The 16,708-nt window shown below is 44.3% G+C and carries 18 protein-coding genes, 1 tRNA gene, 1 other RNA gene and 1 pseudogene; 3 read left to right on the forward strand and 18 right to left on the reverse strand.

The features are described 5' to 3' along the window. Window positions 1-62: 62 nt before the first annotated feature. The 7 genes and pseudogenes from K1I94_RS11480 to dnaG form a co-directional block, all read right to left on the reverse strand. Window positions 63-254, reverse strand: a pseudogene (locus K1I94_RS11480) (accessory Sec-dependent serine-rich glycoprotein adhesin); the annotation flags it as partial. Between the two features lie 209 nt (window positions 255-463). After that, a tRNA-Ser gene (locus K1I94_RS04695) sits at window positions 464-551 on the reverse strand. Between the two features lie 38 nt (window positions 552-589). Beyond that, window positions 590-1,429: a DUF695 domain-containing protein gene (locus K1I94_RS04700; RefSeq protein WP_223314581.1), complete on the reverse strand. Its 840-nt coding sequence runs from the start codon at window positions 1,427-1,429 to the stop codon at window positions 590-592. A gap of 166 nt (window positions 1,430-1,595) precedes the next feature. Beyond that, window positions 1,596-1,944, reverse strand: a transfer-messenger RNA (tmRNA) gene (gene ssrA, locus K1I94_RS04705). Window positions 1,945-2,025: 81 nt separating this feature from the next. Then, on the reverse strand, window positions 2,026-2,364 hold the full coding sequence (locus K1I94_RS04710) for a metal-sulfur cluster assembly factor (RefSeq protein WP_002895943.1): 339 nt from the start codon (window positions 2,362-2,364) through the stop codon (window positions 2,026-2,028). 126 nt (window positions 2,365-2,490) lie between these two features. Continuing rightward, window positions 2,491-3,603 (reverse strand): RNA polymerase sigma factor RpoD, encoded by a 1,113-nt coding sequence (gene rpoD, locus K1I94_RS04715; RefSeq protein WP_002897871.1) that lies wholly within the window; start codon window positions 3,601-3,603, stop codon window positions 2,491-2,493. Window positions 3,604-3,605: 2 nt separating this feature from the next. Then, window positions 3,606-5,390, reverse strand: coding sequence for a DNA primase (gene dnaG / locus K1I94_RS04720; RefSeq protein ID WP_317627926.1), 1,785 nt, complete (start codon window positions 5,388-5,390; stop codon window positions 3,606-3,608). Between the two features lie 154 nt (window positions 5,391-5,544). Between dnaG and mscL the strand changes: the two genes are divergently transcribed. Next, window positions 5,545-5,928 carry a large conductance mechanosensitive channel protein MscL gene (mscL, locus tag K1I94_RS04725; RefSeq protein ID WP_002904176.1) on the forward strand — a complete coding sequence of 128 codons (384 nt, stop codon included), beginning with the start codon at window positions 5,545-5,547 and terminating at the stop codon, window positions 5,926-5,928. A gap of 113 nt (window positions 5,929-6,041) precedes the next feature. Here the strand turns inward: mscL and rpsU are convergent, their stop codons facing one another. The 6 genes from rpsU to K1I94_RS04755 form a co-directional block, all read right to left on the reverse strand. After that, the gene (gene rpsU, locus K1I94_RS04730) at window positions 6,042-6,218 is read right to left on the reverse strand and encodes a 30S ribosomal protein S21 (protein WP_000048054.1); all 177 of its coding nucleotides are present in this window, start codon (window positions 6,216-6,218) and stop codon (window positions 6,042-6,044) included. 147 nt (window positions 6,219-6,365) lie between these two features. Continuing rightward, window positions 6,366-7,049, reverse strand: coding sequence for a DUF4956 domain-containing protein (locus K1I94_RS04735; protein WP_002895949.1), 684 nt, complete (start codon window positions 7,047-7,049; stop codon window positions 6,366-6,368). A gap of 11 nt (window positions 7,050-7,060) precedes the next feature. Beyond that, a complete protein-coding gene (locus K1I94_RS04740; RefSeq protein ID WP_223314583.1) occupies window positions 7,061-7,792 on the reverse strand; it encodes a polyphosphate polymerase domain-containing protein in 732 nt (243 codons plus the stop codon). A 376-nt stretch (window positions 7,793-8,168) separates the two neighbouring features. After that, window positions 8,169-9,638: a M56 family metallopeptidase gene (locus tag K1I94_RS04745; RefSeq protein ID WP_223314584.1), complete on the reverse strand. Its 1,470-nt coding sequence runs from the start codon at window positions 9,636-9,638 to the stop codon at window positions 8,169-8,171. 15 nt (window positions 9,639-9,653) lie between these two features. Beyond that, window positions 9,654-10,031, reverse strand: a complete 378-nt coding sequence (locus K1I94_RS04750) for a BlaI/MecI/CopY family transcriptional regulator (protein ID WP_002933016.1) — start codon at window positions 10,029-10,031, stop codon at window positions 9,654-9,656. 114 nt (window positions 10,032-10,145) lie between these two features. After that, complete coding sequence (locus K1I94_RS04755) at window positions 10,146-10,502, reverse strand: DUF1304 domain-containing protein (protein WP_011836732.1); 357 nt, start codon at window positions 10,500-10,502, stop codon at window positions 10,146-10,148. A gap of 189 nt (window positions 10,503-10,691) precedes the next feature. Here K1I94_RS04755 and K1I94_RS04760 point away from each other — a divergent pair, with 189 nt between their 5' ends. Together K1I94_RS04760 and K1I94_RS04765 are read left to right on the forward strand one after the other, a co-directional pair. Further along, on the forward strand, window positions 10,692-12,008 hold the full coding sequence (locus K1I94_RS04760; RefSeq protein ID WP_223314585.1) for an FAD-containing oxidoreductase: 1,317 nt from the start codon (window positions 10,692-10,694) through the stop codon (window positions 12,006-12,008). Window positions 12,009-12,119: 111 nt separating this feature from the next. Continuing rightward, window positions 12,120-13,088: an NAD(P)/FAD-dependent oxidoreductase gene (locus tag K1I94_RS04765; protein WP_223314586.1), complete on the forward strand. Its 969-nt coding sequence runs from the start codon at window positions 12,120-12,122 to the stop codon at window positions 13,086-13,088. Between the two features lie 33 nt (window positions 13,089-13,121). Here the strand turns inward: K1I94_RS04765 and whiA are convergent, their stop codons facing one another. The 5 genes from whiA to K1I94_RS04790 form a co-directional block, all read right to left on the reverse strand. Next, a complete protein-coding gene (gene whiA / locus K1I94_RS04770) occupies window positions 13,122-14,033 on the reverse strand; it encodes a DNA-binding protein WhiA (RefSeq protein ID WP_223314587.1) in 912 nt (303 codons plus the stop codon). Next, entirely contained in the window at window positions 14,030-15,007 is a 978-nt protein-coding gene (locus K1I94_RS04775; protein ID WP_223314588.1) for a YvcK family protein, read from the reverse strand. Before K1I94_RS04775 ends, whiA begins: the two co-directional genes overlap by 4 nt. Beyond that, entirely contained in the window at window positions 15,004-15,894 is an 891-nt protein-coding gene (gene rapZ / locus K1I94_RS04780) for an RNase adapter RapZ (RefSeq protein ID WP_002906915.1), read from the reverse strand. Before rapZ ends, K1I94_RS04775 begins: the two co-directional genes overlap by 4 nt. A gap of 55 nt (window positions 15,895-15,949) precedes the next feature. Then, entirely contained in the window at window positions 15,950-16,330 is a 381-nt protein-coding gene (locus K1I94_RS04785) for a RidA family protein (protein ID WP_002895964.1), read from the reverse strand. A gap of 213 nt (window positions 16,331-16,543) precedes the next feature. Continuing rightward, a complete protein-coding gene (locus K1I94_RS04790) occupies window positions 16,544-16,705 on the reverse strand; it encodes a hypothetical protein (RefSeq protein ID WP_002895966.1) in 162 nt (53 codons plus the stop codon). Window positions 16,706-16,708 lie beyond the last annotated feature (3 nt).

The following is a 16,708-nucleotide window of genomic DNA, read 5'->3' on the forward strand; positions in this document are numbered from 1 at the left end:
GTCACAAGAGCACCGCCCAGCACGGCCCCCGTGGCGACAATGCCCCTCAAAAAGTCTATGCCACTCTTCTTATCGGTAACTTGTTCTTCCGTTACCTTGAGCTCGATCGATGAAAGGCCTCCCCCTTTCATTGATCTAAAAAGGCCGAACTGTGATGTCGCAGCACGCAGCCAATGCTTACCCGATTTAATCAGCTTAAAACGAGTCACACGCTCTACTTCGTGGTACTTACCTTTTTGACGTTTAAAAAACATAATTCTCCCTTTAATTTATATCCTTTTTAAAAATCCATTAATCCCATTTTACCACACTATTTGATAAAGTGAACAATAATTTACTCATTTTTTTGTTGAAATTGTTTTCAAGCATTTCCAAAAATATTCATATTTTAAAATAATTAGGTTGCCTTCATCTCCTTTTACAAATAGAAAAAACGCCAAATAGCGTTTCTTGCAACTTATGACGGAAGACATGGGATTCGAACCCACGCACGCTTTTACACGCCTACTGCGTTTCCAACACAGCCTCTTAAGCCTCTTGAGTAATCTTCCACAAAAGAGAAAGCCTAGCTTTCTCAAAACTTTAACCATTATACCACATTACAGCCCCAACCGCCATAGTTTCCGTTAAATTTTTTCACAAATTCAACCAAAGTCCAAACATTCTGGTTCAAATCAAAGATTTCTGTCGTATCCATACGAATCACGTGTAGCTGATATGGTTTGTCCGCATCCTCTATCTTTTCAGCGGATACGAGGCTATAGCCCAGTTCCTCGACTTCCTTTAGGAAACCATCTCGATCTTCCTCAGACGCAAAATAGGCCCAATGGTCAATCTCGCGCTCCTGACTATGGTCATCGCCGTCCTGCTCCAGCTGGTACCAGACCCGCTGGTTGAGAATGGTCTGATACTCGTATTCATTAGGATAGAGAAAATCAAAGTACTGATTCCATTCCTCGTCTTCCAGGGTTGCCGAGTCATAGCGGCGGTCTGGAAAGTCGCGCATCACTTCGGCAATTGGCTCCAGATGGCTTTTCTTGTCTTGCAGATAGTAGTAAAACTCAATATTTCCATCTGTCGTAATCACACCGACATGAATGCCACCGACTTGCCCTAAAGCCTCAGAAAGCCGGTCCTCAATCACATTCAGCTCTTTAAACTCATCACTAGATGGAAAACCTGTCTCCCCATCGTACTGGAGGAGCGTTACCTTGAGCCTCATAGCATAAGCATAGAGAGGATAGGGTGCCTCATCAGCCAAAGCTAGATTCAGACGGATACTAGCCAACTTGTCATCAATATAGGTCGAGAAAGATCCCCACTCACTCGGAAAAGGATCTTCAGAAGGCACATCAAGCACTGCTTCTTCAACCTTTTCTACTTTCTCTTCCTCTTGTTTCTTACTAAACAGATTCTTAAAAAAACTCATATCAAACTTCCCTTAATACTTATGAAATCAACCCAATAGAAATACCAATATTTCCTTTGTCATCACTAACATTATTGTATTACTTTTTCAGACAGAAATCAAGATTCTCTGAAGATCGTAAAAGCAAAAAACGTTGATTTCTCAACGTTTTAGAAGGATTTTAAAATAATGGAGCCGGTGGGAGTCGAACCCACGTCCAAACATCTGCTAACACATTTGTCTACAACCATAGGCTATGTATTGATTTAACTTCACTTTGACACATAGCTCAAGCCCAAGTCAAGCGAGTCTATCAATCTCTTGCAAAATCCCTAGACTAGACCTTGCCGTAGCTTGCTTATAATAAGACCTGTCATCAGACACAAGCAATCCGAATCGGGTCACGCTGGCTGGTTTTTAGGCAGCTAAAGCGTAAGAATTGTTATTTTTTGCAGTTATATTTAACTGGCGTTTTACATCCGCTAGATGGGTTGCAAAATGTGCCGCATAATGCCTGTCGAATCCGTAACGACCCCAAGACAATAGGAACATTATAACAGAATCCACTAAAAAAAGCAAAAGCCTGCACACAGCAGGCCAGCACTTACTATCAGTTCTTAGCGAATCCCCAAAGCGATTCGAGCATAGCGGCTCATCTTTTCCACCGTCCAAGCTGGGTACCAAACCAACTTAACATCCGTCTTGGTAACCTCTGGAACATCTGACATAGCATCATAGATTTGATCAGTCAGAAGATCCGCCAGAGGGCATCCCATGGTTGTCAGGGTCATATCGATTTCCGTTTCTCCATTGGTCTCATCAAAACGGATTTCATAGATTAGACCTAGATTGACAATATCAATCCCCAGCTCTGGGTCAATGACCTGCTCCAAGCTCTCCAAAATACGTGTTTTAATCTTTTCAACTTCTTCAGGGCTGTATTTTTTTTCTGACATGCAATATCCTCCTTATAGATATAGCAGAAATTTCAAGTTAGCTCGAGGGGGCTTTTGCTTTCAGCTAAGGTTGCCGACTTTATGCTTCCTGCTGAAAAATTTCTGCCCCTTCTTACTCTTCACTTCTTAATCTTCGATAAAGTCTCTGAGTGGTTTGCTGCGGCTTGGATGGCGAAGTTTACGCAGAGCCTTGGCTTCAATCTGGCGAATCCGCTCGCGAGTTACATTGAAGACCTTGCCGACATCTTCCAGTGTCCGCATTTTTCCATCGTCCAGACCAAAGCGCAGACGCAAGACGTTTTCCTCGCGGTCTGTCAGCGTATCCAAGACCTCATCCAGCTGTTCACGAAGGACGACACGAGTAGTATAGTCGACTGGATTTTCAATCACTTCATCTTCGATAAAGTCTCCCAGATGACTGTCATCTTCCTCACCGATAGGTGTCTCCAAGGAAACTGGCTCTTGAGCAATCTTGAGAATCTCACGAACCTTGTCAGGTGTCATATCCATCCGCTCAGCGATTTGCTCAGGCGTAGGATCTTGACCTAATTCCTGCAAGAGATTGCGTTGCTCGCGGACTAGCTTGTTAATGGTTTCCACCATGTGGACTGGAATCCGAATAGTCCGAGCTTGGTCAGCAATCGCACGGGTAATGGCCTGACGAATCCACCAAGTCGCATAAGTTGAAAACTTAAATCCTTTGGTGTAGTCAAACTTATCAACGGCTTTCATCAACCCCATGTTTCCTTCTTGAATCAAATCAAGGAACTGCATACCACGACCGACATAACGCTTAGCAATGGAAACAACCAGACGAAGATTGGCCTCAGCCAGACGCTGCTTGGCTTCCAAGTCTCCCTGTTCTACCAAGATAGCCAGCTCCTGCTCTTCTTCATTGCTGAGAAGGGGCACAACCCCGATTTCTTTCAGATACATGCGGACTGGGTCATTAACCTTGGCTGAATTGCTGCCTAGGAGCTCTTCATCCGTCAGCTCCGCTTCTTCCTCTTCGTTATTTAAGACACGCGCGCTGGGATTTCCTTCTTTATCCGTAATTGAGATGCCCGCATCCTGGATGCGCTGCAGCAAATCCTCAATCCCATCGGCATCCAAAGTGAAAGGAATGACCAGCTGGTCATTGATTTCATCATCTGTCGCAACCCCTGTCTGCTTGTGGTTGCGGATAAATTCTGCAATTTGAACGTCTAATGTTGTTACTTCTTTTTGTTTTGTAGCCATTCCTACTCCATTCTTCTTTTTTGCTCAATCAAGCGCTCTAGCTCGGACAGGGCTGTATCCGTATCTCCGCTGTGAGAGGCTTCTCGAATCTTCTTACTAATAAACTGATTATGCTTGCGCAAAATCTCCCGCTCTCTGGTTTCTTCCACTTCTTTCAACTCATCTTCCAAAACCTCATCCGGCAAGTCTTCTTCCAAGACGCGGTACCAAGCCTGCTGGACATGATCTGGTAGCTGGGACAAATCCTGCGGTGTCACTTCGCCATTTGCCAGTAAAATCTCATACAAGATCTGCAATTCTTCCGAGTCAAAGGCAAAGTCTTCTCTCAGCCGGTATTGGTTCAAAATCAAAGGATGATGTATCATGCGGTGGAAGATATGATTTTCCGCCCTCATGAGCCGACTCAGCCGGTTCGAAGGCGAAAACTGCATGACGGCTGGTTGAGACTGCTGAATCGGCGCCTCCTGACTGCGACTAGAGCGCTCAGCCAGCCGACTGTTATTTACCGTCTGCTCCACCTGCTGATAGTCAAAGTCCGGCAGCAACTCAGCCAGCATGTAAATATAGGAGTTCTGAGCTGTGATGGACTTGGTCTTCGCAATAATCGGCGCCATCTTCTCTACAAACTCAATCTGAGCCTGTAGATTTTCAATATTATCTGGTTTCAGATGATGCAGCAGAAACTCCACATTACTTATTCGCGTTTTGCTCAGCAAATGCTGCAAATCTTCCTCAGAATTTTTAGCGAGAAATTCATCCGGATCCAAATTATCCGGAATCCGAACAATTTCCACCGTCATATCTTTCAGCTCATCCAAAGCCTTTGCAGTCGCAGCCTGCCCTGCCCTATCTCCATCATAAGACAGGATAATCTTCTTGCAATACTTGCTCAGATGCTGGACATGCTCTGGTGTCAGAGCTGTTCCCATAGAAGCTACAGCATTTTCAATTCCGGCCCGATAAGCCGCAATCACATCCATGAAACCTTCCATCAGATAGACCTCATGGCTCTTCTTGATAACCGGCTTGGCCTTATCCAGATGATAGAGCTCGTAGCTTTTATTGAAAATAGCGGTGCTGCGACTATTTTTGTACTTGGCCTGATGGCCGTCTGAAGCCGCCGCTTGCCAAATCCGTCCGGAAAAAGCCACAACCTGACCGCTGTCATTGGTCAGGGGAAACATAATCCGGTTCTGAAAGGCATCATAGACCAGATTATTCTCCGCCAGATTGAAGAGGCCTGAGTTCATGATGGTATTCTCATCAAACTTGCCAGCCATACTCTTATGAAGATAATTCCCCTCATTAGGAGCCAGCCCGATTTGAAAATGCTTAAGAACATCATCTGTCAGACCCCGCTGGTAGAGATAAGCCCGCGCTTCCTCTCCCATCTTGGTCGTCATCAGGACCGCATGGTAAAATTTCGCTGCCTCGGTATGGATATCGTAGAGAGCCTGGTGCGGATGGCTTTGTCTCGGTCGGTCATTGCCTACTGTCTCTACAGCCAAAGGAATCCCTGCTCGATCTGCTACAATCTGCACGGCATCCATAAAGGAAACGCCTCGATAATCCTCAATGAATTTGAAGACATCGCCCGACTTGCCGCAGCCAAAACAGTGATAAAACTGCTTGTCCTCTACAACGTTAAAAGAGGGCGTCTTTTCGCCATGAAAGGGACAGAGTCCCAGAAAATTCCGCCCAGCCTTAGTCAAGGCCACTGTTTCTCCTATGACATCGACGATATTGACGCTGTTTTTAATTTCAGAAATGATTTCTTTATCAATCAAGAGACAATACCTCCAATTTATCATAGAATATCATTCTATATTTTATACTAAAATGATGCAAATGTAAAATATTTGACAAACAAATATCTTGAGGATGTCATATAAATAAGCTATAATATAATCTCATTAATAAATTCTTGAAAGGAAAGAAAGAATGTTAAAGGATCTTAAAGAATTCTTGCTGCGCGGGAACGTGATTGATTTGGCAGTCGGTGTGATCATCGCTAACGCCTTTGGAGCAATCGTCACTTCATTGATTACTGACGTAATCACTCCCCTCTTCCTCAACCCAATTTTGAAAGCTGCAAACTTGGAGCAAATTTCTCAATTGAAATGGAACGGGATCGCTTATGGTAACTTCTTGAGCGCTGTAATTAACTTCTTGGTAATCGGTACTGTTCTCTTCTTCATCGTTAAGTCTGCTGAAAAAGCACAAAGCCTTGCTAAGAAGAAGGAAGAAGTTGAAGAAGCGCCAGCTGGACCAACTGAATTGGAAGTCCTGCAAGAAATCAAAGCTTTGTTGGCTGAGAAAAAATAAAGAGAATTCACTGATGAAAATCAGTGTTTTTTTCTTTCCTGTTGCTCATAATCATCCTCTTCTCTCCAAAGAGCCAAAACAAAAAACAGACCGAAGCCTGCTTTTTTGTTCAATTAGAATTTTTTACGTTTACGAGCTGCTTCTGATTTGCGTTTGCGTTTAACAGAAGGTTTTTCATAGAATTCACGTTTGCGTGTTTCTTGAAGAGTACCAGCTTTAGTAACCGCACGTTTGAAACGACGAAGTGCATCATCAAGTGATTCATTCTTGCGTACTACTGTTTTTGACATTTTTTTCACTCCCTTCAAGTCCAAAATCTATATAATCATACCACATATAGAAAAGAGTGTCAAGTATTTTCTGTAAGTATGATGTATCCCCTTTTTATGATACAAACAAGAAGACCAACTGCTCTGCTGCAGCTGGTCTTCTTTTGCTTAGAGGGTTTTACGCTTCTTAGCGGCTTTGGAAAGGGAAATATCCTGTACCTTATCATAGAACAGGAACTGCTGAATAAGCTCCCTGTCGCTCATGTCAGGATTCAAGTCAACAACATAGTCCAGCTTGATAGACTTCTTTTCAGCCGACTTGAGAGATGTCAGTTCGGCTGACTTACAAGTCGTTTCAAAGATAGCATCAAAGAGTACTTCGTAGTCAAAGTCAGCTGGAACCTGAACCTGGACATAACGTCTGGTCGGACTGACTGAAGTAAAGCTCATCTTTTCAAAGAGCATCCAGATGCCTGAAATAGCTAGAGTAAAGACAATTCCCAGTGCTACAAAGCCCATCCCTGTTGTAATCCCGATAGCTGTCGCCATAAAGATGGCTAGGAGCTCCTTGGAGCCACCTGCAGCCGACCGGAAGCGAATCAAACTGAAAGTTCCCGCTACGGCGACACTGGTACCCAGATTTCCATTAACCAAGAAGATGATAATGGAAATAATGGCTGGCAAAAGGGAGAGGGTGACGACAAATTCCTTGGTATAAATGGTTTGGCGCTTATAGACCTTGGCCAAGATAATTCCTAAAACCACACTAGTTGCTAGTGAAAAAATCAACGCTAAAGGATTTATCTTGACTTCCGTAGAGGAGTAGATACTGTTAAACAACTGATTGAGCATAGACTACCTCCTTAGGCCTTGACTGTTTGAGTCAGCCTTTCTTTAGTTTTCAGGTAGGCATTGCCGTATTTTGAGAAGGACTGGTCTTCAAGACCGTATTTATTCAGAATATCGGCTAGCCACTGAGGATATTGACCAGGAACCTTGATTTCCATAATCACCTTGTCGTCATCCAGCAAGGGCAGTCCATAGCGGCCTAAAGCCAAGTCTACATCATAATCTCGGTAGCGGATGTTGGAATCAACTGTCACACGAACTTTTTTATCTTCCAAGCCTCTCATAGAGTAGCGGTCATAGCTAATCACCATTTTTGGCTTCAAGTCTATATAGCGCTCCTGTAACTGCTCCACTTCTGCCTTGACCCGGTCATCAGAAATAGTATGGTCTGCCACACCATTCACAATATAGTTGGTCACAGAGAGAGGATTCGAAACCAAACGGTATTTGAAACCTACTTCATCACGTTTCTTCTTGATTTCCAAGAAAACTTGACTATCATCATTCGGCTGCTCAGCATAAGTCCGCATCCGCATCTTTTCACGACCACCTTTTCTGGCAATGGAATCCTGAATCATCTGGAACTCATCATTATCAAAATACACATTGGAAATGGTTGATGTCGCATAATCATCTGCGGTGAAGTAAGGCCTCATGTCAGCTTCAAGACGAGCTAGCATTGCTCGGTCAAGAATATACTTCGTTTCGATCCGTTGGAAATTTGTTTGGATTTGCTTTTGTTTCATTTGAATTCTCCTTTGATTCTACAAATGTAGTTTTTGCTTTCAAAAGAAATAGAGCTTCCGCTCTGCATCCTACAAGCGTCTGGATAAGCTTTGCTTTCTTCTCCTTTCCAAGCAGTATTTTTCAAAAACATTCTACAAATGTAGTTTATAAATTTATTCTACAATTGTCGTTTGTGAATGTCAAGAAAAAAGATAAATAATCTTTCAGTTTTTTTAGCATTAGGAAACGAAGTGCAAACTGTAAGCAAAATCGTCCTAAAAAAAGATAAACTGATGACTAACTGCTCTTGGAGGATTTCTAAATCCCCTTTTGAGAAGATAATAAAATTCTACCAGTCTAAGCTTTTAAGAAACTTAAACTGGCAGAATCCTTTATTTAATCGTCATCATGGTCATCATCATCGTCCGGATCATCGGTGTCTGTCGTATGAGAGGAACTGTTCTGAGACGGAGTTTGAACTGTCGCTGTACTAGCTCCAGTGTTCGCTCCGGTCGAGCCCGCTGCTCCCGTATTCCCTGTGCCTGCAGTAGCGCTGTTGTCAGCTGGAGTTGATGCAGCTGACGAGGATGGGTTGACTTCTTTTTCGACCGTTACCGTCTTTTCGACAATAGTATGCTGCTTGGATTGGATCAGTTTTCCATCCTTAGCATTGACAATGGTTTCATGGGCTGTTTGTCCGTGCGAGAAGCGAATGTTATAGGTGTCTTTCTCACGAGAAATTTGTAAATCTTTAATATCTTTTTCAGAAAGAGACAGCTCTTTTAAGACGGACGCTAGAGCCTGATGCTGACTGAGCCCTTGAGACTGTTTTTGCCCTGCAACAGGTCTGCTTTGTTGAGCAGCTGGACTTTCTAGAGCAAAGACCGAGCTAGTCAAGAGCAAAAGTAGAGGAACGGCCACTACAAAAGCAGCAGACAGAAACCTCTTAGGCAGGCGGTTATCCATAATACCAACAATCCGCCGCTTGAGATTAAACTTGTCAGAGTAAAAGCAGGTCGTCAGAGCAATTGGGGTCTTCTTACTGCGGTCTATCATGGTCAAAATCGTTTCACCGTAGAAAGTCCGATACTCTGTATCTCTACTGCTCAGAACATCGTAGTCACAGTACATTTCTCCTGCTTCCTGGGTTTCACGGCAGGCAAAGCGGACAACCGGGTTAAACCAGTGCAGACTCTTGGCAAAAATTCCCAAAAGATTAACTAAAACATCGCGGTGCTTATAGTGAGTCAGCTCATGCTTGAAAATCAGCTGCAGCTCTTCTTCTGTGTAGTCCAACTCTGGCAGCACGATTAAAATATCTCTGAAACCTAGCAGCATAGGACTTTGGGACATAGGATAGTGGAGCAGACGAATCCGGCCCTTAACTCCCATCTCCTGCTGAACAGCCCGCAGCTGAGCCATCGCTTCTTCGTCCTGAAACTCCGTGCCCCAGCGCTTCAGCATCTTTCTGAAGCGAATATAAGAATAAGCGTATCTTCCTATGCTAAAGACAAAGCCAATCAGCCAGATGGTAAAGAGAATTTCAAACCAAGGCAGGTTTAGAAAAGCCTCCCACAGATTTGTCTGGGCAGCCTTTTCAACAGTTTGAGAGGCGCCCTGCGTTCCACCTGTCTGGGTGGCAGTCACTGCTGTCTGAACTACCGATCCTGTATTCAGCCGAATCAGGCCTGAGCCAAATTGGGGACGGAACGGAAACAGAAAACTCAGCAATATCAGAAACCAAATAAAATACTTCACTCTGACCGAAATCTTAGTCTTAAAGGCCGTAAAAAGCAGACTAAGCAAAAGCACCAAAATGGATGTTGACAAACTGGTCAGCAGAAAAGAAAGAAGGAACTGTTTCATGCTTATCCCTCCATCCTACTTTCCTTGGTTGAGCAGACTGCGCAGCTCATCCAATTCATTTTCCGAAAAGGAGTTAGAAGAAAAGAGTGTTTTGACAAACCCGCCCATAGAACGACCACTGTGACGCTTCAAGAAATCCGAAGCCTCAACTTCCAGATACTCATCTTCTGAGATCAAGGCTGTATACTGCCTTTCACGCCCCTTGCGGACACTTTCTAAAAAGCCCTTTTCTGTTAAGCGAGCCAAGACTGTCAGCAAAGTCTGAGGCTTCCAGTGATTGTCGGGTCCTAACTTTTCCATGATACGAGCAGAGGTCGTCGGGGCAGGTAGCTGCCAAATTACCTTTAAAATAGTAAATTCCCCGTCTGGCAAACGTTTAATAGATCTTTTCATCGTTTCCACGCGCTTTCTAAATTAATGCTATTTCTATTTTTATTCTACACTTGTCTAACAAAAAAGTCAATCATTATATAAAAAAGAGCGAGAAATCAATTTTCTTCACTCTATTTAGAAAAATAAACTAAGCAGGGTCAGCATCGCCAGCCCTCCTTGCTTAAGCAGGATTTTGGGGTCACTGGTCACTGCACCGTAAGCTGCTACCAAGATGATATAAACCATAAAAATTCCCAGCCAAACCGGACTAGGCTGCACAAAGGCCGCAATCAGCACTAAAACAGCTATCAATCCGTTATAGACTCCTTGGTTTTTGAAAAGAGTATTGACCGACTGCTGCCCCAACTCTTCTTGCGACATACCGAAAACCCGAGCTGTCGCTGCAGAAGTCGTCGCGAAGGTCTCCAAGTACAGGATATAGAAAAATTCCAAGGCAACCAAGCTTGCCAGAATCAGTGTAATAATAGACATTTTGCCCTCCTAAAATAAATAACGAAACTTAGTATAACACAGAATGACTGGAACTGCGAAAACATTGCTCAAAAATGGACATTATGTATAAAAATAAATACTAAAAATACTGAAGAAAAAAAGCGTAGCAGAAATCAGCAATTTCTGACTAGATGTGATACAATCTTTTTTGAAAAATGGAGGTAAATTATGTTAACCTATGATTTAATTGTCATCGGCTTTGGGAAAGCCGGTAAAACATTGGCAGCCAAAATGGCGGCTCAAGGAAAAAAAGTTGCTTTGATTGAGCGAAGCAAGGCTATGTACGGGGGAACCTGTATCAATATCGCCTGCATCCCAACCAAGACCCTGCTTGTCGCAGCTGAAAAAGGCCTGGCTTTCGACCAAGTCATGGCTGAAAAGAACGCTGTAACCAGCCGTCTCAACAGGAAGAACTATGCAGCAATCAGTGGTGCTGGTGTCGACATCATCGATGCGGAAGCTCATTTCCTTTCCAATAAAGTCATCGAAATCACAGCTGGTGATGAAAAAGAGGAAATGACTGCTGAAACTATTGTCATTAATACCGGTGCCGTTTCCAATGTCCTGCCAATTCCTGGACTGACTGAAACCGAGCATGTCTATGACTCAACTGGCATTCAAAATCTGAAGGAACTTCCTAAACGTTTAGGAGTTCTGGGTGGCGGTAACATCGGACTAGAATTCGCTGGACTCTACAACAAATTGGGCAGTCAGGTGACTGTGCTGGATGCTGCTCCTGTCTTTCTCCCTCGAGTAGAGCCTTCTATCGCTGCTCTAGCTAAGCAGTACATGGAAGAAGACGGAATCCAGCTCCTGCAAAATGTACAAACCAAGCAGATTAAAAATGATGGTGCTGAAGTTGTCGTTGTGACTGAGGAGGGAGAATTCCGCTTTGATGCCCTGCTCTATGCTACTGGCCGCAAGCCCAATGTTGAGCCACTGCAGTTGGAAAATACAGATATCGAGCTGACAGAGCGGGGAGCGATTAAGGTCAATAAGCACTTGGAAACATCTGTACCTGGTGTTTTTGCGGCGGGCGATGTCAATGGCGGTCTGCAGTTTACTTATATCTCACTGGATGACTTCCGTATCCTTTATAGCTATCTGGCTGGCGATGGCAGCTACACACTGGAAGACCGTAAAAACGTCCCTACCAGCATGTTCATCACACCGCCTTTGGCTCAAATCGGATTGACTGAAAAGGAAGCCAAAGAGCAAGGACTGCCGATTGCAGTGAAGGAGATTCCAGTCGCAGCAATGCCTCGTGGTCATGTCAATGCTGACTTGCGTGGTGCCTTCAAGGCCGTTGTCAACACTGAAACCAAGGAAATCGTCGGAGCAACTATCTTCTCGGCTGGAGCTCAGGAAATTATCAATATCCTGACTGTAGCCATGGATAATAAGATTCCTTACACCTACTTGAGCAAGCAAATCTTCACCCACCCAACGCTGGCTGAAAACCTCAATGATTTATTTGCTATCTAATTTTAAGCCCCAGCTGGGGCTTTTAAGATGTCTTTAAAACATTTGCTTACATTTCAACCCCTTTTTATGGTACAATAATGCTAGTTTATTTTAAAAAGATTGAGGAAAATTATGTCTGAACTGTATGATATTACGATTGTCGGCGGCGGTCCAGTTGGCCTATTCGCAGCTTTTTACGCCCATCTGCGCCAAGCCAAGGTTAAAATCATTGATTCCCTGCCTCAGCTGGGTGGTCAGCCAGCCATTCTCTATCCAGAGAAGAAAATTCTGGATGTACCGGGCTTTACCAATCTAAGTGGCGAAGAACTGACACAGCGTCTGATTGAGCAGCTGGAAACTTTCCAGACTGAGATTTGCCTCAATGAAACGGTTCTGGATATCGTTAAATCTAATGATGGCTTCACCATCACGACTTCTCAAGCCCAGCATCAGACCAAAACCATTATCATCGCCATGGGAGGCGGCGCCTTCAAACCGAGGGCTTTGGAGTTAGACGATGCTGAAAGCTACAGCAACCTTCACTATCACGTTTCAAACATCAGCCAGTACGCAGGCAAAAAGGTTGTTGTTCTGGGCGGCGGTGACTCGGCTGTTGACTGGGCGCTAGCTTTTGAAAAGATTGCAGAAACCAGTCTGGTTCATCGTCGGGACAACTTCCGAGCTTTAGAGCATAGTGTGGAAGAACTCAAGGCTTCTAGTGTTGAGATTAAGACACCATTTATACCGAGCCGATTGGTTGGTGAAAATGGCAAGATAACCCACTTGGAAATCAGCCAAGTCAAAGGAGAGGAAAGTCAGCTTCTGCCTCTGGATCACCTCTTTGTCAACTACGGTTTTAAATCCTCTGTCGGCAATCTCAAAGATTGGGGCTTGGAGCTCAACCGTCACAAAATTTTGGTCAATAGCAAGCAAGAAACTTCCGTGCCAGGTATCTATGCAGCTGGTGACTGCTGCAGCTACGAGGGAAAGATTGACTTGATTGCGACTGGGTTAGGTGAGGCACCTACTGCTGTCAACAATGCCATTAACCATATCTATCCTGAGCAAAAAGTCCAACCCAAACATTCTACAAGCCTATAAAAAAACAGCTGCCGAGCTCAAGCTCAGCAGCTTTTATAATTCATCTGCGATTTTATTGATTTTTCTCAAGCGATGATTGACGCCGCTCTTAGTCAGTGGCCGGCTCAGACTATCAGCCAACTGCTGGATGGAGTAGTCTGGATGCTGGATGCGAAGCTGGGCTACCTCCTGCAGGTCTACAGGTAGACTCTCAATGCCAATATTATCACTGATTTTAGCAATATTGTTGATGATTTTCATACTGGCTGTGACTGTGCGGGCAATGTTCGCTGTCTCCGCATTATTAGCGCGGTTGAGGTCATTGCGCGCTTCCCGCATGAGCTTAAGAGACTCAAACTCAGCCATGGCTTCCATAGCCCCGATGACAATGAGAAAATCCATGATGTCTTCAGCTCTCTGCAGATAAGTGACAGCCCCCTTCTTGCGCTCAATGGTCTTAGCATCCAACAGAAAACGACGCATCAAGGCAGCCAAGTCCTCAGCATGATCCAGATAAACGGACAGGATTTCCAGCTGGTACTTGCCTGAGTCTGGCTCCCGCATGCTGCCATTTGAGAGAAAGGCTCCCCGTAGGTAGGCTCGACTGGCTTCGTCATCAGTCAAAATAGCCTGGTCAATCCCTGCCTCGGTACCAAAAAAGGAGTCAGCCAAGTGCAGGTCAGAAAGGATTTCTTCCACTTTCTGATCTAGAAATACTGTATAAACACGGTTCTTGCGCAGATTGGTCTTCTGATGGTGGCGGATTTCTGACTTGACCTGATAAAGGTCAGATAGCAACTCATAGAGATGGCGGGCAATTTTGGCATTTTCTGTTGTGACAGACAGGGTCAAACCACTGCTGGCCAAACCCAAACTGCCAGACATCTTAATCATGGCTGACAGCTCATTTTTATCTCTGCTTGCCAGACTCAGCAGTTCTTCTTTTACTTTTACTGTAAAGCTCATTTGCGTACCTGTATAATCTGCATCAATTCGTCAACGACCAACTCACCATCATGGAAAGCTCCGCCATTTTCCAAACGCAGAAAGTTTGAAGAAATAACGCGCGGAACCTGCTCTTGTAAGCCTTGAAAATCATGCTCCACCTGTATCAGATATTCGTCAAACTGGTTACTGTCCATGTACTCATGAGGGACAGGTTCGATATTGACCAAGACTGTATCTACAAACTTCCTGCCTAAATGACGGTGCAGGACCTGAACATGATCGCTGTCCGAAAAATGCTCTGTTTCACCTCGCTGGGTCATAATATTGCAGACATAAGCCACTTCTGCCTTGGTATCCAAAAGTGCCTGACCGATTTCCTCAATAACGAGATTAGGCAAGATAGAGGTAAATAGTGAACCTGGTCCCAGAACCACCATATCGCTTTCTAAGATGCTCTCGACCACCTTTTTACTGGCAGAAGGCTTCTTGTCATCATAGGTATTGGTCACATAGACCCGCTCAATCATTCCACTCTTGCTGGTCAGATTGCTTTCACCGACAACTTCCGTCCCATCTGCAAACACAGCATGCAGAGTTAAAGGGGTGTCACTAGAAGGGTAGATTTTGCCTGTCGTATGGAAGAACTTGGTCAAAAGCTGCATGGCATTATAAGTTGAGCCCTGCATTTCGGAAATGCCGGCAATAATCAGATTGCCCAAGGGATGCCCCGCTAGAACGCCATCTCCTTCCGCAAAGCGATACTGGAAGACCTTCTCATAAAACTTTGGCATGTCGGACATAGCTACCAGCACATTTCGCAAGTCACCTGGCGGAGTTAACTGCTGGATGTTTTTCCGCAGCTCACCAGAACTGCCGCCATCATCTGCTACTGTAACAATGGCTGTAATCTCTACGTCCTTTTTACGCAGGCTGTCTAAAATAACTGAAATTCCTGTTCCACCGCCAATGACTGTAATTCGTGGCTTTCTCATGAGCGGTTCACCGTTTCTTTCCGACGGTTTTTGTCGCGGTGACTGGCATTGACCGGCCAATTTTTAGCCAAATCATCTGCTAAGCGCTGAGCAAAGGCTACACTGCGGTGCTGACCACCTGTACAGCCAACAGCAATCGTCAGGATAGACTTTCCTTCCTTCTGATAGCCTGGCAAAATGGGCTCGATCAAGCCCAGCAGATGCTGGTAAAATTCTTCTGACTCGGCATGGTTCATGACATAGTCAAAGACATCCTTGTCCAAGCCTGTCTGATTGCGTAGCTCAGGCTTATAGTAGGGATTTGGCAGAAAGCGCACATCAAAAACCAAGTCAGCATCTAAAGGCAGACCGTATTTGAAACCAAAACTCATGACCTCAATGCGGAAACTGTGCATGTCAGCCTGATTTGAAAATTGCTCAGAGATGGTCTTTCTGAGCTCCCGTGGTGTCAAATCTGTTGTGTCCACAACATTTTGGCTAAGATTTTTCAGAGGAGCTAAAAGTTCACGCTCCAGCTTAATCCCATCTAAAATCCGTCCATCAGCTGCCAGCGGATGGCTGCGCCGAGTTTCTTTATAACGAGCTACTAACTCCTTATCCGCCGCATCTAGGAAAAGAATCTTAAAATCAATATTCTCATTTTGCTCTAATTCATCCAAAACGTTCTGGATTTGCAAAAAGAAGGAACGGCTGCGCATATCGACAACCAGAGCCAATTTATCATTGTCAGTGGTCCCTTCGACCAGCTGCAAGAACTTCGGCACCAGAGTCGGCGGCATATTATCAATGGTAAAATAACCCAAATCTTCAAAGGACTGGATGGCTACGGTTTTCCCCGCCCCGCTCATTCCAGTCACAATGACAAGCTGAATTTTCTTCTCAGACATAATAATCCTTTCATCAGATAGAATCTGTCAAAGAGTGGTTTTCCCCCGCTCTTTTTTAGAGAATCTCGGCAATAACCTCGATCTCAATCTTCACATCCTTAGGCAGGCGAGCCACTTCGACTGCTGAACGAGCTGGAAATGCTTCTGTAAAGGCCGTTTTGTAAACTTCATTAAAGGCCACAAAATCATTGATATCACTCAAGAAGCAAGTAGCCTTGACTACATGGTCAAAATCTGTTCCAGCGGCTTCCAAAATGGCTGAAACATTTTTCAGCACCTGCTGGGTCTGCTCTTCAATAGTCGTCCCAATGATTTCTCCAGTTTCAGGAGACAGGGGAATTTGCCCGCTCGCGAACAAAAGATTGCCGACAATTTTTCCTTGAACATAAGGTCCAATCGCTGCTGGTGCTTTATCTGTATGAATCGTTTTTGCCATAATTATCACTTCTCCTACTTATTTTTTTCATTATACCATAAAATAGCAAGCAATGGCCACGACAGATTGATAAGCCTTGACTTTTTCCATTTTTTCATTAATGATGTCCTTAGAAGCTAAAAGGAAATCGACTTACCTATCAGAACACATTTTTTAAGATTTAAAAACGCTGAGAAATTTTTCCCAGCGTTTATAGTTTCAAAATCAGAAGTCTTATTCCTCTTCTGCTTTCGCTAATGCTTCTCTTTCCAGACGCAGCTTGCGTTTGGGGTTGAGTTTATTAAAGAGCTCTTCTAGCTTTTCTGCATTCCAGACGTCGGCTGCAGAGACAAAATTTCCATTTTCATCGCGGAAGGATATTGGTTTATCACCCATTGC

The organism is Streptococcus sanguinis, assembly GCF_019929145.1.
Taxonomy (GTDB): Bacteria; Bacillota; Bacilli; order Lactobacillales; family Streptococcaceae; genus Streptococcus; species Streptococcus sanguinis_U.